Annotated in this window: 32 protein-coding genes and 2 pseudogenes; 12 read left to right on the forward strand and 22 right to left on the reverse strand. The window is 61.3% G+C overall.

The genetic code is table 11. The features are described 5' to 3' along the window. The 10 genes and pseudogenes from C8D77_RS35840 to C8D77_RS35885 all read right to left on the reverse strand — a co-directional run. Positions 1–269, reverse strand: a 269-nt coding sequence (locus C8D77_RS35840) for a DUF736 domain-containing protein (RefSeq protein WP_109672567.1), incomplete at its 3' end; no start/stop codon positions are given. A 68-nt stretch (positions 270–337) separates the two neighbouring features. Beyond that, on the reverse strand, positions 338–883 hold the full coding sequence (locus C8D77_RS35845; protein WP_109672569.1) for a S26 family signal peptidase: 546 nt from the start codon (positions 881–883) through the stop codon (positions 338–340). Then, on the reverse strand, positions 880–1,401 hold the full coding sequence (locus C8D77_RS35850; protein WP_109672571.1) for a DUF2840 domain-containing protein: 522 nt from the start codon (positions 1,399–1,401) through the stop codon (positions 880–882). Before C8D77_RS35850 ends, C8D77_RS35845 begins: the two co-directional genes overlap by 4 nt. Beyond that, entirely contained in the window at positions 1,398–2,489 is a 1,092-nt protein-coding gene (locus tag C8D77_RS35855; RefSeq protein WP_245462984.1) for a replication initiator protein A, read from the reverse strand. The genes C8D77_RS35850 and C8D77_RS35855 overlap by 4 nt, the downstream gene beginning before the upstream one ends. A gap of 18 nt (positions 2,490–2,507) precedes the next feature. Continuing rightward, positions 2,508–2,789 carry a helix-turn-helix transcriptional regulator gene (locus tag C8D77_RS35860; RefSeq protein WP_109672573.1) on the reverse strand — a complete coding sequence of 94 codons (282 nt, stop codon included), beginning with the start codon at positions 2,787–2,789 and terminating at the stop codon, positions 2,508–2,510. Positions 2,790–2,929: 140 nt separating this feature from the next. After that, a complete protein-coding gene (locus C8D77_RS35865; protein ID WP_245462983.1) occupies positions 2,930–3,475 on the reverse strand; it encodes a DUF2285 domain-containing protein in 546 nt (181 codons plus the stop codon). Beyond that, positions 3,447–3,695: a transcriptional regulator domain-containing protein gene (locus tag C8D77_RS38640; RefSeq protein WP_109672577.1), complete on the reverse strand. Its 249-nt coding sequence runs from the start codon at positions 3,693–3,695 to the stop codon at positions 3,447–3,449. The genes C8D77_RS35865 and C8D77_RS38640 overlap by 29 nt, the downstream gene beginning before the upstream one ends. A gap of 134 nt (positions 3,696–3,829) precedes the next feature. Next, positions 3,830–4,090, reverse strand: a complete 261-nt coding sequence (locus tag C8D77_RS35875) for a DNA -binding domain-containing protein (protein ID WP_109672579.1) — start codon at positions 4,088–4,090, stop codon at positions 3,830–3,832. A 178-nt stretch (positions 4,091–4,268) separates the two neighbouring features. After that, positions 4,269–4,595 carry a DUF736 domain-containing protein gene (locus C8D77_RS35880; RefSeq protein WP_109672582.1) on the reverse strand — a complete coding sequence of 109 codons (327 nt, stop codon included), beginning with the start codon at positions 4,593–4,595 and terminating at the stop codon, positions 4,269–4,271. A 594-nt stretch (positions 4,596–5,189) separates the two neighbouring features. Then, positions 5,190–5,384 (reverse strand): annotated as a pseudogene (locus tag C8D77_RS35885) (hypothetical protein); the annotation flags it as partial. Between C8D77_RS35885 and C8D77_RS35890 the strand changes: the two are divergent. The 4 genes from C8D77_RS35890 (at position 5,358) to C8D77_RS35905 (ending at position 8,597) form a co-directional block, all read left to right on the forward strand. Next, positions 5,358–6,197, forward strand: coding sequence for a hypothetical protein (locus C8D77_RS35890; RefSeq protein WP_126067719.1), 840 nt, complete (start codon positions 5,358–5,360; stop codon positions 6,195–6,197). The pseudogene C8D77_RS35885 and the gene C8D77_RS35890 overlap by 27 nt on opposite strands. Positions 6,198–6,279: 82 nt before the next feature. Further along, the gene (locus C8D77_RS35895; protein WP_109672586.1) at positions 6,280–6,873 is read left to right on the forward strand and encodes an SOS response-associated peptidase; all 594 of its coding nucleotides are present in this window, start codon (positions 6,280–6,282) and stop codon (positions 6,871–6,873) included. Between the two features lie 249 nt (positions 6,874–7,122). Then, complete coding sequence (locus tag C8D77_RS35900; RefSeq protein WP_425453805.1) at positions 7,123–7,581, forward strand: hypothetical protein; 459 nt, start codon at positions 7,123–7,125, stop codon at positions 7,579–7,581. A gap of 161 nt (positions 7,582–7,742) precedes the next feature. Beyond that, complete coding sequence (locus tag C8D77_RS35905; RefSeq protein WP_109672588.1) at positions 7,743–8,597, forward strand: alpha/beta fold hydrolase; 855 nt, start codon at positions 7,743–7,745, stop codon at positions 8,595–8,597. Positions 8,598–8,684: 87 nt separating this feature from the next. Here C8D77_RS35905 and C8D77_RS35910 read toward each other — a convergent pair whose 3' ends face one another. From C8D77_RS35910 to C8D77_RS35925, 4 genes are all read right to left on the reverse strand, one after another. Further along, positions 8,685–8,954, reverse strand: a complete 270-nt coding sequence (locus tag C8D77_RS35910; RefSeq protein ID WP_109672590.1) for a hypothetical protein — start codon at positions 8,952–8,954, stop codon at positions 8,685–8,687. A 110-nt stretch (positions 8,955–9,064) separates the two neighbouring features. Continuing rightward, positions 9,065–12,331 carry an error-prone DNA polymerase gene (locus C8D77_RS35915; RefSeq protein ID WP_109672593.1) on the reverse strand — a complete coding sequence of 1,089 codons (3,267 nt, stop codon included), beginning with the start codon at positions 12,329–12,331 and terminating at the stop codon, positions 9,065–9,067. Continuing rightward, positions 12,328–13,851, reverse strand: a complete 1,524-nt coding sequence (locus C8D77_RS35920) for a DUF6504 family protein (RefSeq protein ID WP_109672595.1) — start codon at positions 13,849–13,851, stop codon at positions 12,328–12,330. The genes C8D77_RS35915 and C8D77_RS35920 overlap by 4 nt, the downstream gene beginning before the upstream one ends. Then, the gene (locus C8D77_RS35925; protein WP_109672597.1) at positions 13,763–14,527 is read right to left on the reverse strand and encodes an ImuA family protein; all 765 of its coding nucleotides are present in this window, start codon (positions 14,525–14,527) and stop codon (positions 13,763–13,765) included. The genes C8D77_RS35920 and C8D77_RS35925 overlap by 89 nt, the downstream gene beginning before the upstream one ends. Positions 14,528–15,080: 553 nt before the next feature. Here C8D77_RS35925 and C8D77_RS35930 point away from each other — a divergent pair. From C8D77_RS35930 to C8D77_RS35950, 5 genes are all read left to right on the forward strand, one after another. Then, positions 15,081–15,836 (forward strand): hypothetical protein, encoded by a 756-nt coding sequence (locus tag C8D77_RS35930; protein WP_109672599.1) that lies wholly within the window; start codon positions 15,081–15,083, stop codon positions 15,834–15,836. A gap of 24 nt (positions 15,837–15,860) precedes the next feature. Then, on the forward strand, positions 15,861–16,256 hold the full coding sequence (locus tag C8D77_RS35935) for a phosphotransferase (RefSeq protein ID WP_109672601.1): 396 nt from the start codon (positions 15,861–15,863) through the stop codon (positions 16,254–16,256). Beyond that, positions 16,253–16,636, forward strand: a complete 384-nt coding sequence (locus C8D77_RS35940) for a GFA family protein (protein ID WP_109672603.1) — start codon at positions 16,253–16,255, stop codon at positions 16,634–16,636. The genes C8D77_RS35935 and C8D77_RS35940 overlap by 4 nt, the downstream gene beginning before the upstream one ends. Positions 16,637–16,886: 250 nt before the next feature. Continuing rightward, the gene (locus tag C8D77_RS35945) at positions 16,887–17,531 is read left to right on the forward strand and encodes a TetR/AcrR family transcriptional regulator (protein ID WP_109672605.1); all 645 of its coding nucleotides are present in this window, start codon (positions 16,887–16,889) and stop codon (positions 17,529–17,531) included. Between the two features lie 62 nt (positions 17,532–17,593). Continuing rightward, positions 17,594–18,013, forward strand: a complete 420-nt coding sequence (locus C8D77_RS35950; RefSeq protein WP_109672607.1) for a hypothetical protein — start codon at positions 17,594–17,596, stop codon at positions 18,011–18,013. A gap of 35 nt (positions 18,014–18,048) precedes the next feature. Here C8D77_RS35950 and C8D77_RS38930 read toward each other — a convergent pair whose 3' ends face one another. The 4 genes from C8D77_RS38930 to C8D77_RS35965 all read right to left on the reverse strand — a co-directional run bounded on the left by C8D77_RS38930 (position 18,049) and on the right by C8D77_RS35965 (position 19,789). Then, positions 18,049–18,174 carry a hypothetical protein gene (locus C8D77_RS38930; protein ID WP_281038174.1) on the reverse strand — a complete coding sequence of 42 codons (126 nt, stop codon included), beginning with the start codon at positions 18,172–18,174 and terminating at the stop codon, positions 18,049–18,051. 252 nt (positions 18,175–18,426) lie between these two features. Continuing rightward, entirely contained in the window at positions 18,427–18,777 is a 351-nt protein-coding gene (locus C8D77_RS35955) for a hypothetical protein (RefSeq protein WP_109672610.1), read from the reverse strand. A gap of 24 nt (positions 18,778–18,801) precedes the next feature. Next, entirely contained in the window at positions 18,802–19,386 is a 585-nt protein-coding gene (locus C8D77_RS35960) for a carboxymuconolactone decarboxylase family protein (protein WP_206438777.1), read from the reverse strand. Beyond that, positions 19,373–19,789, reverse strand: a complete 417-nt coding sequence (locus C8D77_RS35965; RefSeq protein WP_206438776.1) for a hypothetical protein — start codon at positions 19,787–19,789, stop codon at positions 19,373–19,375. Before C8D77_RS35965 ends, C8D77_RS35960 begins: the two co-directional genes overlap by 14 nt. A gap of 48 nt (positions 19,790–19,837) precedes the next feature. Here C8D77_RS35965 and C8D77_RS35970 point away from each other — a divergent pair, with 48 nt between their 5' ends. Beyond that, positions 19,838–20,794: an NAD-dependent epimerase/dehydratase family protein gene (locus C8D77_RS35970; protein ID WP_109672614.1), complete on the forward strand. Its 957-nt coding sequence runs from the start codon at positions 19,838–19,840 to the stop codon at positions 20,792–20,794. A 1,721-nt stretch (positions 20,795–22,515) separates the two neighbouring features. Then, positions 22,516–22,845 (forward strand): hypothetical protein, encoded by a 330-nt coding sequence (locus C8D77_RS35975; RefSeq protein ID WP_342770069.1) that lies wholly within the window; start codon positions 22,516–22,518, stop codon positions 22,843–22,845. 235 nt (positions 22,846–23,080) lie between these two features. Here C8D77_RS35975 and C8D77_RS35980 read toward each other — a convergent pair whose 3' ends face one another. The 4 genes from C8D77_RS35980 to C8D77_RS35995 all read right to left on the reverse strand — a co-directional run bounded on the left by C8D77_RS35980 (position 23,081) and on the right by C8D77_RS35995 (position 25,281). Then, positions 23,081–23,263 (reverse strand): DUF768 domain-containing protein, encoded by a 183-nt coding sequence (locus C8D77_RS35980; RefSeq protein WP_164548588.1) that lies wholly within the window; start codon positions 23,261–23,263, stop codon positions 23,081–23,083. Positions 23,264–23,291: 28 nt separating this feature from the next. Next, the gene (locus tag C8D77_RS39180) at positions 23,292–23,423 is read right to left on the reverse strand and encodes a DUF768 domain-containing protein (protein WP_425453806.1); all 132 of its coding nucleotides are present in this window, start codon (positions 23,421–23,423) and stop codon (positions 23,292–23,294) included. A 531-nt stretch (positions 23,424–23,954) separates the two neighbouring features. Continuing rightward, entirely contained in the window at positions 23,955–24,812 is an 858-nt protein-coding gene (locus C8D77_RS35990) for an ATP-dependent DNA ligase (protein ID WP_109672621.1), read from the reverse strand. A 226-nt stretch (positions 24,813–25,038) separates the two neighbouring features. Then, on the reverse strand, positions 25,039–25,281 hold the full coding sequence (locus tag C8D77_RS35995; protein WP_109672624.1) for a hypothetical protein: 243 nt from the start codon (positions 25,279–25,281) through the stop codon (positions 25,039–25,041). Positions 25,282–25,494: 213 nt separating this feature from the next. Here C8D77_RS35995 and C8D77_RS36000 point away from each other — a divergent pair. Continuing rightward, positions 25,495–25,737, forward strand: a pseudogene (locus tag C8D77_RS36000) (hypothetical protein); the annotation flags it as partial.

Consider the following 25,737-nt stretch of genomic DNA (forward strand, 5'->3'; position numbering starts at 1 on the left):
TTGCGAAAGAGGTTCGCGCGTATCGGCTGCGCGAAGGTCGGATCGTCTAACTGGATCGAGACATAGTCTCCTGCCTTCTCGCTGGAGCGTTTCCAACCGGCGCCAATCTCTGGGCCGTCCTCGTCGCCGGCGTGAACACGGTAGTCAGGCGCATTCTCCGTACCGCTCGCCTCTGCCGTCACAATGGCGATGTCGAGCTTGAGGCTGAGCGTGTGGATGCGCCCGCCATAGCCGTTCTTCTGGCGCGTGAACTCTCCGATCTGTTGCATGTCAGGCTCCTGTTTTCAGCGGTGCGATGGTGGGGCCGGCGCACGACACGGCGCCGGCAGTCGCGCGCTCACCGCGTTGGCGCGCGCCATTCGAAGCGGCCGTTGGCGTGCTCGTCGGTCCACAGCGGGGTGGCTCGCCCGATGATCTGGCTGGTGGAAGTGAGGCCGAAATAGCGACCGTCGAGGCTGTCGCGCACCTGCCGGTTCATCAGGAAGACTTCTCCGGTCGCGATGCGGCGGCAGCCCTGCCAGACCGGCAGGCCACGGCCGGCCCGGTCACGCTCCAGCGCCCTGCCCGCCTCGGCGCCATCGACGCTGATGGTGAGCTTCGAGCGACAGACAATTTGCCCCGTGACCGCGACGATGCGCTTCATGAGTGGCGCGCCCCTCGGCAGATAGCCGCGGTCGGCGAGGAAGGACGCGAGTGGCTCGGACGCCTTGACGGCGACAAGATCACCGATCTCGAACGGCTCGTCCAAGTCGATCGTGTAGAGGCCGATCGGCGCGCTGGCTGATGCGTTCCAGATCAGTTTGATCGGCATCGAACTGAAACCGGGATAGCCGACGCCCATGGTTGCGAGAACGCTAGCGAGGATGATCCCGGCGCGCGTCACCGCTCGGTCCTCTTGCGCAGCAGGAACGCGCGATGTTGGTCGAGTGTGTAGCTGCGCGGCGCGTGGCCGGCGGTCATCCGGTTGTGGATGTGCCGCCAATGATCGGGCGACACCAACTCAGGCTCGATGTCGAGGCGCTGGATGGCGTCGATCGCCTGCAGCACGTGTTCCACCTTGGGCCAGCTCTCGACCTTCAGAAGGATGTCGCCGCCAGGGCGCACGAAGGGCAGTGTCTGATAGGCTTCGCCACGCGCGACCGCACGCACGATATCGATGCGTGAGATGATCGTTCCGAAGTCGTTCGCCGCCCAGCGCACGAAGGCGAAGACCGTGCCGGGGCGGTAGGACAGGACGCGCCGGCGACGATCAAGGATCTGTTCGTGGGCGCACGTGCCGAAGCGTATCCAGTTCTCAATCCTCTTCTCGACCCAGGTGAGTTCGACATGGGCGAGATCGTCGAGAGAGTGCTGCGAGGCGGCGAACGCGCCGCGCAAGACAGGAGCCGAGACGCCAGTCATGAGGGTTCTCCTGATGCCGCGTTCGGGGTCTTGTCGGTGTCAAACCTGACTATGTCGCTGGCTTGTCGGGTGTGCCTGCGCACATCGCGCGCGCGTCCTTCAACGTTAGATTCGGTGTTAGAGTCTAAGTTAAGGGCACGATTTCGGCTTTGCTTTCGGGAGGTTAGGCCACGTTTGGGTTCCTGATAGCACGAGCCCGCGGTTCCCGATGGCACGACAGGTCCGGTTCCTGATAGCACGAGGCCGTCCACAGGCCTTCCACAGGAGCCGATCCGCTCGAAGGCGAGCAGCGTCCGACCGCCAATCTCCACTTCCAGAGCAAGGGTGTAGCCTGGCAGCGGCTGGCGGCGGATGATGTCGCGCAGTTCGAAGGCAAAGCGCTTGTAGGGCGACAGGCTGCCGGATTTCTGGTGAAGGTGACGGAGGTCGAAGCGCCAGCCGTCGCGCTGGCGTCCGCCATGCTTGCGCACCAGCCGATAGAGCCAGCGCTCCAGCCCGCCCGTCAGGTCGAAATAGGCGCGATCGATCGTCAGCACGAGCGCGTCATCGAGGACGGCCTGGTAGAACCAGTCGGGGACGATCAACTCGATCCCCGCGGGTTTGCCATGGCGATCGATACGCTCCTGCCACTCATTGATCCATGAGAAGCGGTGACGACGGCCTTCGGCGGGCTGACGGATTGTTGTCGAGACGGTGGTCGACTGCAGCCGATCAAGTGCGGCCTTCAGGCGTTGATAGTCGCGCAAGCTCTTGCCGCGGCCGACGAAGGTGAGAATCTCATAGGGCGTGGCGGCCATCAGGCGCGAGGTGCGAAGCCCGGTGTCGCGCGCCTCGACGATCTGGCTCGCGGCCCAGATCAGGATGTCGGCGTCCCAGATGGTCGCCATCCCATGATCGGGTACGGCTTCGACCCGGAGCGTGACGTTGCCCGCGGCAAAATCGATCGGGGTGGTGCGATGGGTCTTGGAAAGGGAGAAGAACGGATAGGTCATGAGATCCTGCGCGTCGCGTGGGGCGAAGTCGCCAGGCAGCGCCCGGAACAGGTCGAGCTGCCCGCGCTCCGAAAGGGATTGGTTTGGCGCCACCATTTGGAAATCCTCGCGCGGTCAGCGTGCGTATCGCCCGCCATGCGCCGGCGGCGTCGGTGTGTGACGCTTGGCGGGCAGGACCGATCCACGCGGATCGGATGTAGAGGTGACGGCGCCGCGTTCGGCCCAGGCCTGAAGATCGTCGACGGCATACACGACACGGCCGCCGAGCTTCCGATAGCCAGGACCAGTGCCGTAGGTACGGTGCTTCTCGAGCGTTCGGGCGGAGAGGCTGAGGAAATCCGCAGCTTCCTTGGTGCGCAGGAAGCGTGGCGGCAAGACGGCGATATCGGGTCGCATGGATCGGGCCTCCGTGGGGTTTTGGACGGCCGCTGACGTTCAGCGGTGGACGGAGACCACGGTGGCGGAGAGTAAGCTTCGTCAGGGATGGGGAAGTTGAGGGGGGCTAAAACTCCACCCCTTTTGCGCGGCCAGACCCGCTAGGATCGACGGCGATGACGCAGGATTTGCAAATAGCCGCCGCCGATCACGGCGGTGGCGCCTTCGACGAGACCGATCACCGCATCGCGCAGCGCGGAAGTTTTCCAAGGATCGGCGGCGACGCGCTTAAACCCGTAAAGGGCGATCGCAATGTCGCGGTAGCTCGCGCCATTCGAGTGGCCGTCAGCGGCCTGTATCATCAGTCGAAAGCGGCGGCGCTGCTGCGGGGTCATCCGCGTGTCCGAAGGTGTGGGGCGCCCCTGCCAGGCCCGCCAGAAACGGGTGAGTGCTTCGATCCGTCCCAACGTTTCTGCATCCAAAGGGATCAACGCCGCCAAAGGGCCGTGCGGCTCACTACCGGGCAAAAGCAGAAGTTGGGTGGCGACACCTGCACTGTGGACAATGTGACGTCCTTCCGGGCTGTCGTGGACCACGCCCAGGCCGGTCAAAGGCGCCGATCGTAAGGACGACAGGAATTCCGGCGCCGGCACGAGAGAAACCACGGCTGGATCGACGTCAGGCGACCACAGAATGTCTTGCGCCAAGGCGGACAAATCCGGCCTGGCCGGGAAATCGTAACCCCCACAGCCGCTGTGTCTCAGGGTGGAAGGGTGCTTTTTCGGCCCTTGTGGTCAAAAGCGCTTGGTAGTGCCGTTGATAGGGTTCGTGACGCCGCAGACACTCCCAGGCGAGCCCTTCGATGGGCAATGTATCGAAATAGTCATAGCTGGCATTGTCTCGCCAATGCGACGTATCCGGCCTCATCCAAGAGCTCCTCGCAAGAAACGCGTAGACCCCGCCTCAAAAGAATTCCGGGTTGCAGCGATTGGCGGAAGACCCTCGCCGGGCATCGAGTGATGCCGTTTCGGCATCACCCGGGAACGACAGGAGCGGTGGTGCTAGCTGCCGGGTTGACGCAAGAGATGGCGGTAGCCAGCACGCGCCATCCAGCGCGCTCGCGCCAGATGGCTGTCATGGATACGCCGGGCGCGTTGCGGCTCCTTGGTCAGATCAATGCCGAAGAGAATTTCGACCACCTCGCGCCAGTCTGCGCCGTCATCGGCCGCGTCGAGCAGGCGGACATAAAGCTTGACGTGTTCCCGATCGTATTCGGTGAGTTCGTCACTGGTCGGCGCGGTGTCGTCAAATGGCTCGATCATCACTTGCCTCGTCGTCACAGAGTGAAAGGCTGCATTCTATAGAAATAACAGTTCCGGCGGAGGATGGTTGATCAGCATCAGGCGATGCGGTTTCGGCATCGCCTCGGCTTGAGTGGGATGGACCGGCCGTCCGTCGAATAAGGCCCCGGCCTTTCGGGCCGGGACCTTGCGGGTTCGCTCAATCGCTTCGCCTGGCGGTCGGACGGGACCAGATGAGTGAGAAACCCTCACCTTCCTCGTCGTCGAAAAGGTTGGCGTAGATCGGGGCGTTGAAGCTCGGATCGTCAAGCTTGAGACCCAGATAGTCACGGCCTTCGTTGGAGGTCTTCGACCAGGCGGCGCCGATCTCGGCGCGACCGACCAGCACCCGGTGGCTGGGAGCGTTCTCGCCGGTGGCGCGGGTGTCTGGGACGATGCGCACGGTCTTGGCCTGGACGCTGAGAGTGACGATTTCACCGGTGAACTCGTTCGAGGCGGACTTCTTGAAGGTGCCGATGGTAGCCATTGTAAGTCTCCATTTTCTGTTCCCGAGCCCGCACCATGCGGCCTCGATGGCGATCACTTGGCCGGAGGCGACTGACGACGCATCGCTTGCGACCGGAGCAACGCGGAGGACGGCGCAAGAACGACTTTCTTGTCTCGCGAGGAATGGCGGCGCTCGGGGTCCCCATGCGCTTGCCGCGTGGGGTGGGAGCCGGCAGGGGAAGAAAGTCGAGACGCGTCGTTGCGGCTTAGGCGGTCGAGGCTTCAGCTGTCCTTCGGGCAGATCAGCCCATTGAAGAGGCCGTTTGGAGCGCTCTTGGACGGATTGGCATCGGAGACGTCGGCGTCCAACGCGCCGCCAGCGCATCGCTACGAGCTTCACTGGCATCGCCTACACATCCAGGCATCGGATCCCGCGCACCTCCAGCGACGCGGCGACCGGTCGCGCTGCCGTCCTGTGAACGGGTGATAGACCTTGCCTTGCAGCATCGTCCCGAGCGAAGGCTAAGAGCGCAAACGAGGACGCGCCGGATTGCCCCATAGCTCGATCATTGGCACCCAATCCGACTGTTCCAACCTCTTCGGTGATGAGGAGGCCGAGCCTTCGTCGGTCCGTTCAATCCGCCTCGCTCGCGCGGGGTTTTAAGCTCGGGCCCGGCAGGGGCAGGCTGGCGCCGGCCATGCCCGCTACCCGGAGAAATGCCGTGACGCCGACGGTGATCGCGCCGATGAGGGAAAAGACGACCTGCCAGACTTCCGAAGGCATTATGAGCTTCGCGATGCCATGGGTGGCATGGTATCCGGCAACGACCGGCAGGCCCTCTCTCCATCAGCTCTTTCCGCACGGAACGAAATTCCCACGCAGCAATTATCGATGCAAACCAAGCGTGGATGTTGCATGCCGAGGTTCCATGAGACATGGCAAGTTGAGCCGCACGGCCGTTTGGAAACGGTTGCTGACGGTCTCTTGACGGTCAGCGGCGAAATCCAGATGCCGCTTGGCCATTTTCCGCGACGAATGACGGTCATCGGCTTGACGGGAGACCGCACCGCGATCTGGAGCTGCATCCCCCTTGCCGAACCGGAAATGCAGGAGATTGAAGCGCTCGGCGATCCAGCCTTTCTCATCGTGCCAGGCCCTGGCCATCGGCTCGACATCAAGCCTTGGAAGCTTCGCTATCCCCGAGCGAAAATTGTCTGCCCGCCGGGGGCGCGGGAAGCCGTGGAGAAAGTTGTCAAAGTCGATTCAACTGCGAATATCTTCGATGATCCTTCCGTTCGCATGGAGACGGTGCCGGGTGTGGCCGAAAAGGAAGCGGCGCTGCTCGTGCGCCGCGACGGCAGTACAACCCTTGTTGTCAACGACATCCTAGCCAATGTCCGCCACCCCCATGGGATTGGTGCCCACATCATGGCGCGTGTGCTTGGCTTTGGCGTTGACCGGCCCAGCATGCCGCGTGTTGGCAGGTGGTTCTTTGTCAAGGACGGCAAGGCGCTGGGCGCGGCTTTCCGCAAATGGTCTGATGAGCCCGACCTTGAGCGCATCATTGTAAGCCATGGAGATGTCATCACCGACAAACCGCGCAAGGTGCTTGAGCGGGTCGCCCAGGATTTCGGGGCATAGCAAAAATTTGTAGCCGGTGGCGTTGCGGGCAAGCCGCGCTATTTTGCATAACTCCGCAACTGACCGAACGCGTGGGGCAGCTATGTGCAATGACTATGAGCAGCATATCGCCTGGGCTGAATATTGTCGCATGATGCAATCGCTGGCGCTCGACATTCCCACCCATCAAACCGAACTGGATTTGCCGCAGGCAGATGACATCCGCATCAGTGAGCCCGCGCCGATCTTGCGCGCCGCCGGCGGCACGATCGAGCTCACGCGCATGACCTTTGCCTTTCCGCCGTCCGGGCCCAAAGGCGGGCCGGTCTTCAACTTCCGCTCCGAGGGTCGGAATTTCGCCAACAGCAAGCGCTGCCTTATTCCGGCATCGGCTTTCTTCGAATTCACCGGAAAGAAGTCACCAAAGGCGAAGCATCGCTTCACCCTCAACGGCACCCCGTTTATGGCAATCGCCGGCCTGTGGCGCGATGGCGAAGGCAACAAGCCACCCACATTCGCGATGCTGACGACGGAACCTGGCCCAGACGTGGCACCCATCCACAATCGGCAGATTGTGGTGCTCCGCCCGCAGGATTGGGCGGCGTGGATCCATCTCACCAAACCCGAGGCAGAGCTGTTGAAGGCCCTGCCGGCTGGGTCGTTGGCGGTCGAAACCGTAAGAGAAGGAAGCGACTAGCTGGTGCGTTTTGCGCGAACCCGGGAGATCCTCAATGGCATCGCTGCGGCAATTGTTACCCCTTGAAATCGCAGCTCTCGCCAAGACATGAGCGCTTCGTTGCCCCTGGTTGCCGAGTGGCCACTGCCGCCAGCAGCGACACTTGGGTCGTCGGTGCGCACGAAAGGAATCGAGCGTGAAATACGTGCCCGTCTGCCATGGGCTGTGAGGAAGTACGCCAAAGCCGAAACCGGTCGCATGACATTGCGGATGGGCGAAGACGATGCCGAAGAGTTCGAGGCCGCCTCAAACAAGATCGCCAAGACGCTGGAAACCATCGAGGTGCTGCCGGTCCTGCCGCGCGAGGCCGAGGACATCCTCACAATTTCTTCGCGCGAGCGTCACAAGTGGCTCAAAGACGGACGGCTGCAAAGCATTGGCACCCGCACCGTGAAGATGCGCGGTCGATCCAAGGCCGTCACCTTCCACGTTTTCGATCCCAAGCACATCGAAGACGTTCTTGATCGTGATCTGCCAAGCCTTTGGCGCGAAGAGGATGTGCAGCAAGTCACCGAGAACAGACGGCGCGGCGCCGGTAAGGCCGCACTGACGCGAGCGGGAAAAGGTAGCGGCAAGGGTCGCGGTGCCGGGAATGACCCCAGAGATGACGCCCCCCGGCCCAAGTTGAAGGGCTGGGACGCTTTCGACGACGAGGGCCTGCTCCGTTAGATCCGTCTTGTAGCCATTCGCGCCTCCAAAAGGGGCTCTTCGTGAAGCCAGCCGGAAGCCGACGTGCCTGCAGTGGCGATTGGCCCGTCCCGAACGTCCCGAACCATTCCATCCTCAGAACGTTCTTCACGGGGACAGCCGCCAATTCTGAGGACGGATAGATGTTCGAAAACTTCGTGCTTGAAATGGTGGAAACGGAGGGCGGACCGATACGGCTTCGGCATGGCGGATCTGGGCCGCCTCTGCTTCTGATCCATGGCCATCCTCGCTCGCACATGACGTGGGGCCACGTCGCGGACTTGCTCTCAGCAGATTTCAGGATCGTGTGCCCCGACCTCCCCGGCTTCGGGCGCTCCTACATACCGCGGGACGATCCGGAGAGCAGGTTCTCGTCCAAGCGGGCAAAGGCCTCGGCGCTGGTGGAGGTGATGGAAAGATTGGGCCACCACAGTTTCTTCGTCGCCGGGCATGATCGTGGCAGTCTGGTGGCTTTCAGAATGGCGATGGACCATCCCGATCTGGTGCGAAAACTGATCACCGTGGATGGATTGCCAGTTATCGAGCATCTGGAGCGTGCCGACTGGAAATTTGCCCGCGATTGGTACCACTGGTTCTTCTTCGCCCAGCCTGAGAAGCCGGAACGGGCCATCCTGGCAGACCCAATGGCATGGTACAGCGCCTTGCGGCCCGATGAGATGGGACGCGAAGCCTATGACGAGTTGGTTTCGCTGATCCACGATCCCGCGGTAGTCCATGGGATGGTCGAAGACTACCGTGCAGGTATCAGGATCGACCATCGCCATGACCGTGAGGATCGAGAGGCCGGCCGGAAGGTGCGCTGTCCGATGCTATGCCTTTGGTCACTCGACGACGACCTGGAGCAGATCTATGGCGATCCGGTCGCAATCTGGAAGCCCTGGGCCGACAACGTGGGCGGCTCTGGAATCAAGAGTGGGCACCATGTCGCCGAAGAAAATCCAGCCGCTCTCGCAGCGGCGTTCAAGGCCTTTCTCTGAAATGACAGAAGCACCGATTGAGCTTCCTATTTCCAATCCCGCGGCATGGCAGTGCGTTCCTGTCGGCCGCCGGCTGAAGAGGAGACCCTAAGAGGCTGCTGCGCCGGCCAATTGGCCTGCAGCAGTGCACGCGAGAGGTGCGGTAGAATAGGATATGCGCACCGCGCGGTTCCTCTCGGCATCCAGCAATTCCTCCTCGCCCGTCAAGCCGTTCATAAACAACTTGAGCAGGTGCGCGGCGGTGCGCTCGGCCTCGATGGATTGAAGCGATAGACCTCGTTCCTGGCATACCGTTCGACACACGCGGGCGAGCACGTCAATCTCGCACGGCCCCAAGCACTGACCGGGATAGAACATAGCCTTTCCTCCTCGAAAGCTACGAAGGCCGAATAATATCAGCACGCCGAGGCGCCGCAAATAAATTTTGATGTTACCGGCGGACTGTGCCGGCTGCCCAGCATTGCCCCCTATTTAAAATCCCGCGTCTTCACCTTGATCTGATCGATGTGCAGATAGGGATCAATGATATTCCTCGGCCTCGGCCCCTTCGGCATGCCGCGTGGATCGGGCGTGGGGCTGCCATGATGGAATTCGTCGCCCCGCCCATGCGGCAGCGGGAAGGCAGTGTCCCGGTCGCCAACGCTGGCAAGATCGGCTGAGAGATCACTCAGCCGATGGGCGACGAGATGAACCACGTCGCCCTCTCTTTGGATGCGCCCGTAAACACCAATCATGCCGGCGCCGAGCACGACCCTGCGATACTTCTCGAAGACCTTCACCCACACGACCAGGTTGGCGATGCCGGTCTCGTCCTCAAGCGTGATGAACATCACGCCCTTGGCTGAGCCGGGACGTTGTCGAACCAGCACAAGCCCGGCTGCCTCCAGCCACTGGCCATCGCGCGCCTGCATGGCCTCGCGGCAAGAGACGATGCGCTTGCGCCGCAGGTCGGCACGCAGGAAGGACACAGGATGATCGCGCAAGGTCAGCCCGACATGCCCGTAGTCCTCGACGACCTCGCCGCCTGATGTCATGGCGCGCAATGCCACGGCTGACTCGTGGATTTCCGGCACCGTGTGGCGCGCGCGAGCCGAGGCCGCCGCAAACAGTGGCAGCGGCTCGTCGCGCAGCGCCTTGATCGCCCACAGCGCCTCTCGCCTCGCCAGCGACAATGAGGGTTGAAAGGCGTCGGCCTGGGCGAGTTCGACCAGAGATGCCGCGGGAACACCAGCGCGATGCCAGAGGTCATCTACCGACGCAAAGGGCAGGTCGGCACGTGCCGTGACGATGGTCGCAGCATCGGCATTGGCAAGGCCACGCACCATGCGCAGCCCAAGACGCACGGCGAACCGGCCCTCGTTCTCGGTGGGCTCGAGCGTGCAGTCCCAGCGCGACGCATTCACACATACCGCCCGCACCTCGACGCCATGGTCGCGGGCATCGCGAACGATCTGCGCCGGTGCGTAGAAGCCCATTGGCTGAGCATTGAGGAGAGCCGCGCAGAAGACATCGGGATGATGGCATTTCAGCCAGGACGAGGCGTAGGCGATCAGCGCGAAGCTGGCTGCATGGCTCTCGGGAAAGCCGTAGCTGCCGAAGCCCTCCAGCTGTTTGAAGGTCTTTTCGGCGAATTCGCGCTCATAGCCGTTCTTGACCATGCCGCCGATCAGCTTGGCGCCAAAGCTGGAAACACCGCCAGTGTGCTTGAACGTGGCCATGGCGCGGCGAAGCTGATCGGCTTCGCCAGGCGTAAAGCCAGCGCATTCAATCGCGACCCGCATAGCCTGCTCCTGGAACAGCGGGACGCCTAGCGTTTTTCCGAGCACCTTTTCGAGCTCGGGCTTGGGATAGACGACGTCCTCCTTGCCTTCCCGCCGGCGCAGATAGGGATGCACCATATCACCCTGGATCGGGCCGGGCCGTACGATCGCCACCTCGATGACCAGATCATAGAAGGTCCGCGGCTTGATGCGCGGCAGCATCGACATCTGGGCGCGGGATTCGATCTGGAAGGTGCCCAGCGTATCGGCCTTGCGGATCATGGCGTAGGTGCGCGGATCCTCGGCAGGGATCGTTGCGAGATCGAGACTGATGCCCTTGTGTTGTGACAGGAGATCGAAGCCGCGCTTCATGCAGGACAGCATGCCCAGCGCCAGTACGTCGACCTTCATGAACTTCAACGCATCGATATCATCCTTGTCCCATTCGATGACCTGGCGGTTCTTCATTGCGGCCGGCTCGATCGGCACCAGATCGTCGAGCCTGTCGCGGGTCAGTACGAAGCCACCGGGATGCTGCGACAAATGCCGCGGCGCGCCGATCAGCTGCCTGGCCAAGTCCAACGCCAGCCGCAGGCGGCGGTCTTCGAGATTGAGATTCAGCTCCTCGGCATGTTTCGGCTGGACGCCTTCGTCCGACCAGCCCCAGACCTGTGACGACAGCATCTTGATGAGGTCTTCGGGAAGGCCAAGGGCCTTGCCGACATCGCGCATGGCGCCCTTGGAACGATAGCGGATGACGGTCGAGCAAAGTGCTGCATGTTCACGGCCATAGGCGTCGAACACCCATTGCATGACGATTTCACGCCGCTCGTGTTCGAAGTCGACATCGATGTCGGGCGGTTCGCGGCGTTCTTCCGAGACAAAGCGCTCGAACAGGAGATCATTGCGGTCGGGGTCGATCGAGGTGATGCCCAGCACATAGCAGACGGCGCTGTTGGCGGCTGATCCCCTGCCCTGACAGAGGATGTCCTGACTGCGGGCAAAGCGAACGATCGCATTGACCGTCAGAAAATACGGCGCGTATTGCAGCTTCTCGATGAGCTGCAATTCATGCTTGAGCGTGCCGACAACCTTGTCCGGCACGCCCTCGGGAAACCGCTCCGTCGCGCCTTCCCAGGTGAGTTTCTCCAAGGCCTGCTGCGGTGTCAGCCCCGGTAGCATCCGCTCTTCGGGATATTGATAGGCAAGCTCGTCCAATGAGAACCGGCAGCGATCGGCGATCTCGACCGTCCTGGCGATCGCTTCGGGATAGCCGCCAAAAAGCCGTGCCATTTCAGCGGGAGGTTTCAGATAGCGGTCGGCATGCCGCTCGCGCCGAAACCCGGCATCGTCGATGGTGACATTGTGCCGGATGCAGGTGATGACGTCCTGCAGGATGCGCCGTGACGGTTCGTGGAACAGCACGTCGTTGGTAACGACGGTCGGCACGCCGGCCTGTCCGGCGAGGTTGGACAGATCGTGCAGCCGCAGCGCATCATTAGGACGGCGGCGCAGCGTCAGCGCCATATAGGCGCGACCGTCAAAGGCCTCGCGGATCCGCCGCAGCCAGAGCGAGCATGTATCGTCGGCCTGGTCGGGCAGGAACACCGCAACGAGGTCCTCGCCATAAGCAACAAGGTCGTCCCAATGCAGCACGCACTTCGCCTTGCCGCCACGTCCCTTGCCCAACGACAGCATGCGACATAGCCGGGAGTAGGATGCGCGCTCGGTCGGATAGACCAGGACCGAAATCTCGTCCACCAGATCGAGACGGCAGCCGACGATCAGCCTGACACCGGTCGCCTTGGCCGCCTCATGCGCGCGCACAATGCCCGCCAGGCTGTTGCGATCGCAAATGGCAAGTGCCGGCATGTCCATGATGGCTGCTTGCGCGAACAATTCGTCGCAGGAGCTGGCGCCGCGCAAGAAGGAAAAGTGCGAGGTGCATTGCAGTTCGACGTAAGACGCATTCATCCGAAGATGCCGTGCAGGAACCAGCGATGCGAACCGGCCCCGGCATCCTCGCCGTCACCGGCGCGATAGATCCAAAAGCGCTCGCCGGCTTCGTCCTCGACCTGGAAATAGTCGCGCACGGCGGCAAGCTCGGCGTCGCGCTTCCACCACTCCCCAAAGACCCGCTCGGGCCCGTCGGCGCGCTTGACTCGCCGACGGATGCCTCTCCAGGTAAAGCTCGCCGGCGGATGATCCGGCAGCAGCGCTATCGCCTCGATGAGCTCAGGCACGGCAAACAAACGAGCGGGGCGCGGCCAATGGTCTGGCCATGCGTCGCCGGTTTCCGCAGACGCGGGGGCCACCCGCCGAAACGATCGCTCGGGCACGTCGCTTGCCACCGGCGTAAACCGATAGAGCATCTCCTCGCCGACGCGATTGCCGAGTATGTCGATCAGGTCGGAAATGTCAGTATCTCGTTGCTCGATGAGTGACGAAATGGTCTGCCTAGGTGTCAGCGGTTCAGCCAGGGGCGCGGACAAACGTATCAACTCGATGCCGAAGCCCGGATCGACCGTCTCGATCTTGTCGCAGAGCAGTCGTGTCAGCCGTTTCACATCGCGGACCGGCAAGGCCGTGCCGACGCGAATGGCTTCGATGCGATTATCGACGCGGTAGAGCAGCAGATCGAGCCGCCGGGCGCCGAGGCCTTTGGTCTCGAGCTCGATACTCAGCGCTTGAACAAGCTTGCCGACACAGCGTGCGATTGTCTCGGCCGCACCGATTGGCTCGCCAAAGGCACGTTTGACCTCGACCATTTCGGCTGGCCGCACTGGCTCTATCGGCTCTGAGAGGCGGCCAGCAGCCTGGTCGAGACGGCGACACAATTCCGGGCCGAAGCGCAGGGTCAGTGGCGCGCGCGGCTGCTTCAAAAGCTCGCCTACCCTGTCGAAACCCAAAACACGCAGACCGCCGACGATCGCATCGGGCAATCGCAGTGCCGCGATGGGCAGAGGGAGGATCGCTTCGCAGGTTGCGTTGACGGTGACCAGGCTGACGGTCCGGTTGACGTATCGCGCGACAGCGTGTGCGGCGCCCCAGCTATCGGCCATCGCTGCCCGCGCCGAGAAGCCGACCTGGCTGAGACGTTCGACCATATCGGTCAGCATCATCTGTTCGCCGCCATGAAGGTGATCGGCGCCCATGGTGTCCATGACCAATCCGTCCGGAGGATCCACAGCGACCATCGGCGCGTACCGCCGCAATGCCCACAGGGCCAGCCGCTCCAATGCCTCCGCGTCGGCATCGGGCTCCGCGTTCATAACCACCAGCCCCTGAACCAGAGCCTGCGCCTTCGTCGCAGGCATTCCGACGCGCAGCCCTGCTTCCAGCGCTGCGCGATCCGCGGCAACCACCAGGCGACGGTTGCCCTGCCGTCCAACCAGCACCATCGGCTTATCCGGTGGCGGCGAGACGTCGCCCAATTTCCTTCTGAGACGGTCTGTCGACCAGCTTGGAAGGAAGAGCGAGACGACCCTTGGCATCACAAGCCTCCACTTCGATATCGAGCGTTTCGCCTCCACGAGATCGGATCAGTTCCAGTTGCCATCGTGCCCGGCCGACGCCCGGCACAGGCAGCGGTCGCGACGGCAAGACAGAAACGCGCCAGCGCGTGACGGACGCCGTCGGCTGCCCAAAATCGGCAGCTTCGGTCTGGCGGCGCCAGCGGCGGATGGCGATGCCCATCGCGCCGGAGCCTTCCGATGCAAGCTGCAAACGGCGCGAGGCCGTCATCGACAGACGGGCAACCTCAGCGACCACAGCCCCAAGCCCGACGTGCCGCAGACCTTCCTCGAAGCAGGCGAGCAGTGATTTGTCGTCACCGGCTTCGACATAGATCACCCGGTCGGGGTGAAGTCCGATCTGGGCGATTGCCGGCGCAAACAGGTCCTGACGCGTCACGCACCACAGCACCTTGCCTTGCGTCCTGGCTGCAATGCCGGCCGCAAAAAGCGACGCGGCAGCGCCATCGATTGCACCATTGCCGCCGCCGGCAACTTCATGGAGAGCACCAAGCGCCAAACCGCCCCCCGGCAGGTGGCTGTCGATCGGCGCGATGCCGAAGGGGAGCACCGTTCGTTCGCGCACATTGCCGCCTTCGAGACGCGCAATGCGAGTTCGGAGATCGGAAATGGCCGCGTTTGGCGCCGATGCACTCATCTGTCCCCTGAACGCGAAAAGCTGATGGTATGTTCCTCATTTGTTCTCTTCCTAATAAAGAGTCAATGGCATGGTGAGGTGGCGTTGCGGAAGAAACGTTGGCGCGACCGCCTCGTGACACCGATAGCGTCGTTTGCCGACAGCACGAGGCCACGATGCCGCGTTGGACGTCGCGTCGGCGACTGCCGGCGCCCAGAGGAGAAACGGCGCATAAACCGCAGTCCTATGCGCGTCCGGAATTGCGGACATTGTCGCGCGTGGGACGGAGGAAATTCGCCCCCGCCGCGGCCGGTTAACAGGACACCCGTAGGAGCGTCAGCATAGCGCCGGCCGCAGGACGGGACGCGGGACCGACTGTCCCCGTCCGCGGTGGTCCGCGTGTAGCATCGGCCATGAATGCAGTTGCCTTTGGGAACTGAGCACAGATCATCGACCGTCGGCCAGTGTGCCATCTATTTGAAAAAACGTGGCTATTTCGCCGTTGTCAAGAGTCTATTGACAGCAATGTTCTTATTTTGTTCACTGTCGGGATGATTGCTACAGGAGGCGAACCATGGAACTTCGCTTGAACATTGAAGGTGCAACGCCCGAGGAACTGGCACGCGGTGTCGCAGCAGCCGAAGCAGTCTTCGCGCGGGCCGGCATTACCGCTTTGCAAGGCGCGGAAGGTTTGTTCGCGTTGGAAGGGTGGGACATCAAAGGCTTTCCGGAAGACGACCAGCCAACCGAGGACGAGGACCAGGCTGCTTCGGTCTGGATGGAAGCCGACGAGGCTGCGACAATTGCATGTTGTGCGGGCTGGCCGGAGGACAAAGTTCCGCGCCATCAGATCATGGAACTGATCGACGTTCCCCGAACGAGATTGCAAGCCGAGGGGCTTCCGGACACGTGGCCGGCGCGCAGGCAGCTCTACCCGGACGTCGTCAAACGGCTGGAGGTTACTGCAGGCCCGGACCGCCAGATCGATTTCGATATTGCCTTCGTTCTTGGTTGGGTGCCGGAGCGGCCGACACTGGATCGGGTGGAGCCGCTTTCGGAAGATGGTGACCGTATTCCCTTCTTCACCAGCGACCTTGCCCAGGTCGAAGAAATGGCTCGCAAGGCGCTCAAGGACTGGACGATTGAAATTGGCAGGGATCCCTATGATGCCCACGTTTTCGACCCTGCAGCCGCCGACGACGGTGACGAATTGCGCATGGCGGCGTGGCGCGATTTCGACGGCTCCCTGCTTATGGAGAAGCCGCCGGCAAATCCTGCAATCGCACTGACCCTGGCAATGATGCGCGGCCAGTCGATGCATTTCGAATAGTGGTGAACGGGTTACACGGCCGCCATCGTCCATGGCGACTGTCATGGATTGAACGCTCGCATCGCCACATCGGGGCCATTGACTGGGCAAGCAATACTCTTCGATTTCGATGATGGCGGTTATGGCTACCTGGCCTACGATCTAGGCGTCCACCTATGGGCGCAAGTGTCCTTCGGGCGGCGAAGGCATGCCATGTGGCATGCCTTCGACGAAGGCTATAGATCGGTGCGATCCTTATCTCCGGCAGGCGAAGCAGCGGTGCCGATCTTCGTTGCCATCCGACATATCTGGTTAATGGGAGAATACGCGACCAAGGTAGACGAGTGGGGATCGGAGAACCTGCCAAGTGCGTGGCTCAGAAACCATGTGGCGTTCCTCCTGGGTTGGGAGGGTGACAAGTTATCGCCAGCGCTTCTATGACGTGCGTGGCGAGACTGGCGACCTGTGCTTGCGGAAGCCTCCGTGTGACCTGCGCTGGCGAGCCTAGAAAAGTATCATTGTGTCACTGCCTTGCTTGTCAGAAGCGGACCGGCAGCACCTACGGTGTTGCAGCTTTTTTTTACCGGCAGGGTGTTCGAGTAGAGGGCCCGAGCAAGTGCTATTCGCGCCAGTCCGATAGCGGCTTTCCGGTAAGATTTCACTTTTGTCCTGACTGCGGCTCGACCGTTTTTTGGGAGCCTCAGCGCAAGCCGGACCTAATTGCAGTCGGCGTTGGTTCGTTTGCCGATCCAGGCTTCCCCGCGCCAACACAGGCCGTTTATGATCAGTACCGGCATCCGTGGGTCAACGGTACCAACTGAAGACCCCGTCACAAACACTCTGAGCTTCAACCGCAGCCGAGTTTTCACATAGCCTCGGCAGTAAGCGGTCGTCCGCTAAGAACCAGGCTCCGAAGCGCGCCGATCGAGAAGGGCGGCGTACTCGCGCGGCAGATAATTTCCTAGCAACGGTTCGTGATCGCAGGACCGTCTTGCAACCGCTAACCACAAAATATCGACCATTTCAAAAGTCTCATTTGAAACCTACTATAAAGTAGGTTAATACTCGAGGATGAAATCAAGCGTAAAGAAACGGCTACGCGGGCCGGAGCGGCGGACCCTTATTCTGGCTGCGGCTTTGGCTGAGTTTGCCCGATCAGGATATGAAGGCGCGTCGATGGATGCGATTGCGGTTGCATCAGGCATCTCCAAGCCGGTTCTGTACGATCACTTCCCCTCCAAGCAGCACATGTTCGGCGCGGTGCTGGAAACGGTTCGGGAACAGTTGTTGGCGCAAGGCTCCGAAGCAGCGCTTCTGCCGGAAGATGACGAACATAGGTTTCGGACAGCGATTGCGGGCTTTTTCAGCTTCGTGAAGGACAACCCTGATGCCATCAAAGTCCTGCTGCTCGTGCCCTACGGGGCACATGAATCGTTGGAAGCTTCGCGGGCCGTCCAGAAGGGAGCTTCCGCCGGGATTGCGAAATTCCTGACCCCACTGCTGCGTGGGCAAACACCGCAAGATATCGAAGTTGCAGCCGAGTTTCTGAAACGAGGGCTCCATGCCCTTGCGGAGTGGTGGCTTGGCCATCCCGAGGTTTCCATCACGCATATGATCGAGTTGGGCGTGGCGTTGTCGTGGTCAGGGATCGGCTCGTTGGAATTGAAGGAGTCGGGACAGGTCGCGTCGCGACGCAGGCCAAAATGGGCTCGGTAGACGGGCCATCGGCCGCGCCAGATTCACGGTCGGACCAGGAGGTCCGTTGAAAGGAGGGTGTCATGGGCATCACCTCGGAAGCTCAAGCGAGAACGCGCGCGTTCGCGCGGGTCCTTGGCCCATTCTTTTTCATTGTTCCCGCCACGATTGCGGTTCGCGCCCCTGAACTGAAAGAGATGCTCGCGGACTTCGCCGAACATCCGATTTGGCCGTGGATGCTTGGAGCGTTGTTACTGCTCTGGGGACTGATCATCATTGGTTTTCACCAACACTGGCGAAGCCCGTCCGCGATTGCAATTTCCCTGCTGGGCTGGTTTCTCGCGCTTCGCGGTCTCACTCTGTTGGCCATGCCACAATTGATCACCCAGGGTGCCACCGCCTCGATGGATGCGATTGCGTTGGTTCGTCTCGGTTTCGGAGCCTTTTCGCTTCTCGGACTCTGGCTCACCTATGTCGGCTGGATCGCCAAACCGAACTCGTGAGCCCAGCAAGCGATCGCCAAGCGATCGAGGGCTGGTCAAGAGCCATAGCCGCGCTTGAGCAACGTTCCGGCCAGGGCGCCGGCCGGCAGGAGGCGAAATTGCAAAAAGACGATGAGGCCGAGGATCGTCGCCTTGAGGGCGCGCGTGAGCAATTGCATCATGTCCGCTCACTGTGCCGGCAGCGGCAATCCATGTAGCCGGAGAAAGGTTAGTTTGCCATCTTCACGTATTTTCGGGAATGCAGACCATCTCCACAACCGCGAAAGCGTCCCAGAACCTGGCTCGTATCGCCTCTCCTCTAGAAAGTCAGAAGCGCTATCACTATAAGAAGCAGTGAGCGCTAGGATATAGCGCTTATTGAATGCTTCGACCCAGGCTTCGACAAGCTCAGGCGGTTTCATGTTCGTTCCCTTCTACAGGCCAATCAGCGAGAGCCAGACGACCAGGCCCATCAGGCACCAGCCGATATGCCTGCCACGGCTGGCGACAGCGTTGCCGATGGCTGCATAGCCGTAGGCTACGACGGCCGCCGCGATGATCCAGCGCCGGGCGGTCTCGGATCCCAGGGCTGGCGCCGCGATTAGCAGCATACCGATGCAGATCCAGTCGATGGTGCTTGCCTGCCAGACTATGCGGAACAGGCGCTGGTTTCGGCGTGACTCGATGTGGACCTCCGGAAACACCCGCAATTCGGCGATTGCGCCGTGCACGATGGCGACGACGATCGCCAACGCGCCAGCGATCTGAAGTGCAAGATCTCTCATGGGTCACCTCTTTCGTTGGCGGCTCTATGCGGCATAGCCACGCTTGAGCAGCATGGTGGCGGCACGATCGAATTCTTCCGCCGAAGGCATGGCGAAATCGAGCGCGTCGGCGTAGCGCGCGATGATGTTGAAGACCGTAGCCACGGCGATCGCGTCCTGCAGAGCATATTCCGTCACCCCTGATCGAAGGGCTGCCGCTGCGTGTTCCGCCGACAACTCCATGGGCCGAAGCGTCATGATCTCGAGGAACGCCAGCGTTGCCTTGAGAGCCGGGGAAATCGGCGCGGAGCGGAAATCGGCGAGCACGGCATCGACCGATGGGCGTTTCATCGTCTTCGCCGCTACGGCGCCGTGGGCGCCAATGCAAAAGGCGCTCGCATTCCATTTCGCGACCATGGCGGCCATCAGCTCGCGCTCTGCGACGCTCCATGGGCTCGGACCGCGCATGGCCGCGTGCGTCCATGAGCCCATTGGCGTGCTGAAGAACTCCTTGTGGTAGAACGCCACGCGAGCGGCATCCGGCAACCGCATCCCTGAAACCATCGAAATGAAGCCGATAAGCAGGCGGTTGGTGATGGTGTCACCCCGATCGATTTCAGGTAGACGCATGACCGGCCTCCTCCAGAGCTTTGATCGCGCGCTCCCAGCGCAGTAGGGCTGCTCCGGTCGCAGCGGCCGCGATCAGCTCGAAGGCGGCCTTCTCGCTTCGGACGGCCGCCAGGACATTCGCCACCTGTGCGTCCGTCGTGCCGGATGCCGCCTCGCCGATCTGACGGGCGAGATTGTCGTATGGCGCTTCTATCGGTGGGCCGCCTGCCGCTCTTGCTGCGACACGCTGGCGCAATGCCGGATCCGTCTCGCCCGGGCCCTGGAGGACCCGCCGTTTCAGTGTTTCAGCAAATGCAGGATGATCGGATCGATCGGATTTCACCGCTAAATGCTCCCATGCATGGGCATTTTCATAAAGATGCGTGAGGCGCGATTGGTCGCGTGGACTTGACTTCGTTGGCACCAGTATTAACCTACTATGAAGTAGGTTATCAAGCCGTGGAGGTGAACCATGCGCATTTTTGTTGCAGGCGCGACGGGCGCCGTTGGACGCCATTTGGTTCCACGTTTGGTCAGCGGCGGGCACAACGTGGTCGGACTGACGCGAACGCCAGCCAAGACCGGTCTCTTGCGAGACCTCGGTGCCGAACCAGTCGTTGCCGATGCGCTCAATCAGAAGGCCATTCACGCTGCGGTCGTCGCCGCACGCCCGGATGTGATCGTGCATCAACTGACGGATTTGAAAGGCGCGTCGGACCTGCGCCAATTCGACCGCGCTTTCGCAAACAGCAACCAACTGCGGACCACCGGAACCGACCATCTGCTCGCGGCCGCGCGCGACTGCGGCGTGAAGCGGATGGTCGCGCAAAGCTTCTGCGGGTGGCCTTATGCTCGGGTCGGCGGATATGTGAAAACCGAGGACGATCCGCTCGACGACAATCCGCCGCAAGAGCATCGTGGCACGCTCGACGCCATCCGCAATCTTGAGCACGCCGTGACGACTACGCCGGGGATCACTGGCGTCGCGTTACGTTATGGCGGGTTTTATGGCCCCGACACCGGCGTCTTCGATCCGCCCATGATCGAACAGATCCGCAAGCGCCGCACGCCGCTGATTGGTGGCGGCACGGCTTGGTGGTCCTTCCTGCATATCGCAGATGCCGCGGAAGCGACGGCGGTCGCGGTCGAGCGTGGCGACGGCATCTACAATATCGTCGACGACGATCCTGCGCCGGTGCATGACTGGCTCCCCGAACTCGCCACGATGCTCGGCGCAAAGCCGCCGTTCCGTGTGCCGGCTTGGCTTGGCCGACTGGCGGCGGGAGAGCACGTCGTCGTCATGATGACGGAATCGCGGGCGGGATCGAACGCCAAGGCCAAGCGCGAACTCGGATGGTCGCCGCGCCATCCCTCGTGGCGCCAGGGATTTGCCGAGATCATTCAAAATGAAGCGCGGACGGCCGCATAGATCGAAACGCGCTTCATCAGGGTGCTTCAACTAGCGGCGGCTCATCGCAAGGCTGCTCCCGGCGATGAAAGGATCAGACAAAAAATTGAGGCGGTCGATCCTAACCTGGTGGAATGGATCGTGCGAAGTAGCCAGAATGCTAGATTAGGCCCATACTCAGCCCATGAAGCCGCCAGTTCCAGATGATCTCGCCAACGACAACGGCAAGCCAGAAGATCACCTAGCAGCCGTCACGGCGGCCTTACACAAGGCAATTGAGGGGCTGGACGCACCGGCTGCGTTGCTGGTGGATGCTTTGGCCGCCAAGCCGCCTCTAGGCGCTACCCAGCCGTAGCTGCATCCCTAAGTCTGAATTCAAAATAGCGAGGGCGAAGCTGGGTTGGCAGCATCACGACAAGATCGGTGACCCGTATCCATTTGGCGCAAGAGCCTCGCAGGGTAACCCTATGTCCCCGGGCTTTCTCCGCCGCCTCGAACGGGGTTCGCCCTTGGGCGTCGCACGTCGAAAGAATGGACGCCCCGTCCATTTCTTCCACGCGGTAATTCTTCATGGAGTGCCTCGCCAGCCATCCCGCGACAATGAAGCTATCGGAATATTAGATGCATCTCAAGTTTGGCTCGGCTGGCGCTATCCAGCCGTAGAGGAATGGCCGGTGCAGTGGGGAGCCCCCCGCCTAGGGGCAGCGGACCACACCGGCCGCTTTAGCGGGAAAAGCCCCCGCGCTGCCTAAGCTACGGTTGCGTGAGCAGTCGCGCAATTGTCAGTCCGATCCAGCCGTAGGGATTCGCGTGCCGCTTTCGGATATTAACTATAATACGGCAGGACTAAAGTCTTGTGCGTTGCTTTCGAAGGTCTGACGTAACCGCTTTGGTTCCGTTCTTGTCCCTTGGACGTTCCGTTATATTAGTCAAATCCAATATGCAGCCGGTTTGGTACCGTTCACACCTTTCGGACAACGCCGCGAAGTAGATTGATCTTCCTCAGTCGCGATGTTAGCAATAGCTAATGAACAGTCCCAGGTACCTTGTCTATTCGCCCCCGGTGGCGGGGCTTCCCTTCCTGGCCGTCGCCATTGTCGATGGCAGCACGATGATGGTCCCATTCGAAACACGAGCGAAAGCAGTGGAATGTAACCGAGCTTCTTCTGGGCGTCTCGATCTCATCGAGCGTGCAGACTTGGGAACCCGGCAATAATATAAACCCCGCCGCCCCATTCACGGCAGCGACGGGGCGCCCCTAGGGATTAGCGGGACTTGCTGAGGCGTTGGAACCCCTGCCGCCAATGAACCGAGCCAAAATGTCTTAAGGTTCGTCCCTCGCGCTAGGCGCAGGCCATCCGTGGGAACAGGCCGGCACGGGTAGCCCCTTTGGGTCTAGGCCCTCGTACCGGCGGCCGTGCGGGTGGGCATGTTGGGATGTGATGTGTGGCCCCGCGCTCTGCACTTTATGCTAAATAAGTGCTCTCGCAATTGAGCCAAAAGGCTTACCGGCCTGTTGGAGGCCGCGACCACGTGGTGTGCTACTAGATGAGATCGACTTCCTTCCCGGTAACGTCGCGAAGGGCTTTCAACCGCAACCTCATGCAGGGCAAGGATCTGTCGGTAGTGCTCGCTATGGGCGATATAAACGGCTTCACAGCCCTAGCGCTTCCGCGCCCATCACCCAATCGTGAAGAAGTCGCTTATCTAAGCAGCATCTAATTTCTTGTTTGGAGATCATAGTGAGTGTGCAGCCACAACACAGGCTGCCAACAACCAGGGAAGAGACAATTTCCATGAACATCAGAACCGTCTGCTTAGGAGCACTTGCAGCATCTATCTTGGCTGGTGCAGCGATAGCCGGGGCTCTCGATGAGCCGAAGATGATGGCGCCGTTCTTCACGGACGCGAGCATGAAGACGATGAAGTCTGACGCCGACATGAAGAAGGTCTGGGCGGGCATGGCCAAAGGCGACCAAGCCATGATGATGAAGGAATGCAACGACGCGGCGATGAGCAAGCCTCACGCCCAGTTCTGCGAAAAATTGAAGGCCCTCGGCGGCTCGAAATAGTCGCAACTTTTAGTCTGATGGCGGGGCGTTCCCCGCCATCAGCGGCAGCTCGGCATATCGCATTGCAGTTCTCAGGCCTCCGCGCCATGGCTGAGGCGGGACCAGCGGCCGCGCACTTTCCTGCGCTCCTGCCCGGAATCACTCTCAGTGCAGCCCGCTTCCCTTCCTCACGCGCCGGCCGGTAAACTTCCATGGCAGGGATCGTCGACCAGACGAAGTCGCGTCCGCGAATGAGTCAACCGCTTCTCTTACTACGACGCATTGCCTCGAAGATCACTTCGAAGACGCTAGCGACCTCGCCATTGATTTCATCGGCGCGGATACCGGCCTTCTCAGCCGCCGTCATCAACTGGTCCGCCAAGTCGCTGGCGGCGATTGGATCTCCCCGCGCCACAATCGGCAGTTGCTCGGCCTCCAAGTGTGGAGAAACTTCAGGCCACGAGCGCTCATTGCGGCAAGCCCGAGTCGTGATGCACGATGGCATCGAGGACAGCCTCATACACACTACCTGTGTCTTCCGCGATCTCGGCACTGTTGATGCCTATCGCCTTCGCGTCCGCGAACAGCTTCTGCGTCAAACTCGGCAACCGAGATGATGTCCGCACTCAACGTTTCGGGAACGTTGGCTACTATCCATTTGTACAAAAAATCAGTCCCGCGTGTGCTCATCCAAACCAACCGAACGTGATGCTAACCATCACCGTCGCAACGAGGATCGAGAGTGGCACAGCGAGGAACAGTCCTGCTTCCAGAAGTCGAGTCTCTTTGTCATTGAACATTAGTCGGCCCTTATGGAGTCTGATTGGTGAGCTAGGAAACTCGGAACGGCTGTTTCGGTTCCAGAAAACCCGCCGCTCAATCACGGCAGTGCCGGAGACTTTGTGCGGTTTGCCGATTCAAAACCGTAAGTTGGCAAACTCGCCGGGCGAAGACCCCAACGCCCTCGAAGCCCGGCGAGCCTACTTCCTGATCAGGAACGCGATCAGGACCGGGTTCACCCAGTAGTCAGTCCGGTGCAAGAGCAATGCCAGCAATCCTGTGCTGAAATGGGACGGGCGGCGAGCGTGAATCCTTGCAGGCAAGTATCGGCATGCTGGCGCGTCGCATCTTCACTCTTCTTCGCGAAAATCCTGTAGCGAAGCATGACGCAGATCCTCCTCGCCTCGGTGCTTCACGCGGCCGATGATGCCTGGCTTCACCCACTGCGTCGCCGGCCGCTTCATGCCCTTTGGCGGTGGCCCGGCGTGCTCCTGGACACGCTTCCAAAGCCGGTCCCGGATCGCCCCGCGTGAATTGATGAAAGCCGACCCGACATAGCGACCCGTTGCACGATCCGCCATCAGGGCGAAGGCCGGCTTGCCCGCCTCACGCTCGACACCAAGCAGCTCGAATTCATCGATCGAGTAGCATTTTGCCTTCAGCCAGTTGGTAGACGGGCCGCTCCGGTATTTGCTGTCGCCCCGTTTCGAGACCATGCCCTCAAGCCCAGCCTGGTCGAGTAGGTGATAGATAGCCTTCGCTTCGCCCGGCAGAGGCTCGCTGAACTGGATGCGACCGCCGGGCTCGATTATGCTGGCCAGGATCTCGCGCCGCTCTTCCAGCGCCATGTCGCGCAGATCGTGTCCGTTGAGATGGAGAAGATCGAAGGCGACGAAATAGAGGTCATGCTGCCGGCGGGTGATCGCCTTTCGCAGCTCGCCGAAATCGGACAGGCCGGCTTCGTTCAGGACGATGATCTCGCCGTCGACGATCGCGCTCTCGCCCCCGAGGCTCGCTGCCTCTTTCACCAGGTCGCGATATTTCGACGTCCAGTCGAGGCCGCGGCGCGTGAAGATGCGCGTGCCGTCCTCATCGATGATGAGTTGCGACCGATATCCGTCGAACTTCACTTCATGAATCCAGTCGTCGCCCTCGGGAGGCTTCTCCACCAGGGTCGGCATTAGTGGCTCGATGAACTTCAAACGCATGCACACACTCGCAAAACCGCGATTCAATCAGCATGTGCTAAAATAGTTCCGGAACATTTTAGACGAATTGGAAGTTCGATCGGTCATGACAAAGCTATCGGATCTCGGACCCCATGGCAGGCGCCATGGCTGGAAATGGACGCGTAGAGGCACCCCGTGTGGACGCTGGGGCCGCCCTTCGCGGTGTCGCCCCCACTTCGATGCGCGCGATAGGTCAACCCAGGATCTAAAGGCCAGTTGGGATCCACGGATTGGTGTCGTATCCGAGGCGCGGCTTTTCCGGCGTTGCGCCATCCGGCAATTTGGCGGTTCCGGTCAAGCTGCAGTCCAGCTCTGGCACCGGCTTCTTGGCCGAATGCTTGGTAGAGCAAAGGGCCGCGGCATTACTGACCACCACCTTCTTCTCCTTGGCAACAGCGACGCCAGTCGCAGCGATCACGATTGCCGTGCAAAATATAGCCACTCTCATCGTATTTCCCCACGGTTGCGCATCCCCAAGATGCAGGGGGATGACGTTACGTCACTTTTATATTAGCGCAAGCGAATATTCAGCTCCTGAGCCCGTTGCCGCCTATAAATCCGTGGTCGGCGACGGCGCCAGGGTTTCGCTGACTTGGCCTGTGCGCGCTTTTCTGGACTCTAGGCGGAAACAGCCGCATTCTTCGCTCGGGGAGCGAGGGGCGTGGACAAATACCGATACGACAACCAGTCTGATCAATGGCGCAAGCGGCGAGGCGCGCAGCGGCGACGTGCGCGTCTGCTGGCGGGCATTCCGAAGCGGCTTGTCTTCGTGACAGTGGCGGCGACGGCCGCCTATGTGACGCAGTTCGTCGTGCAGCACAGTGAAAGCGCACCTGACCTGAACGTGTCGCACTGGATTGGACGATCGCCGGAAGCTATTGCCGGCGTGGCCTCCGTCATCGAC

The organism is Mesorhizobium loti, from assembly GCF_003148495.1.
Lineage (GTDB): Bacteria > Pseudomonadota > Alphaproteobacteria > Rhizobiales > Rhizobiaceae > Mesorhizobium > Mesorhizobium loti.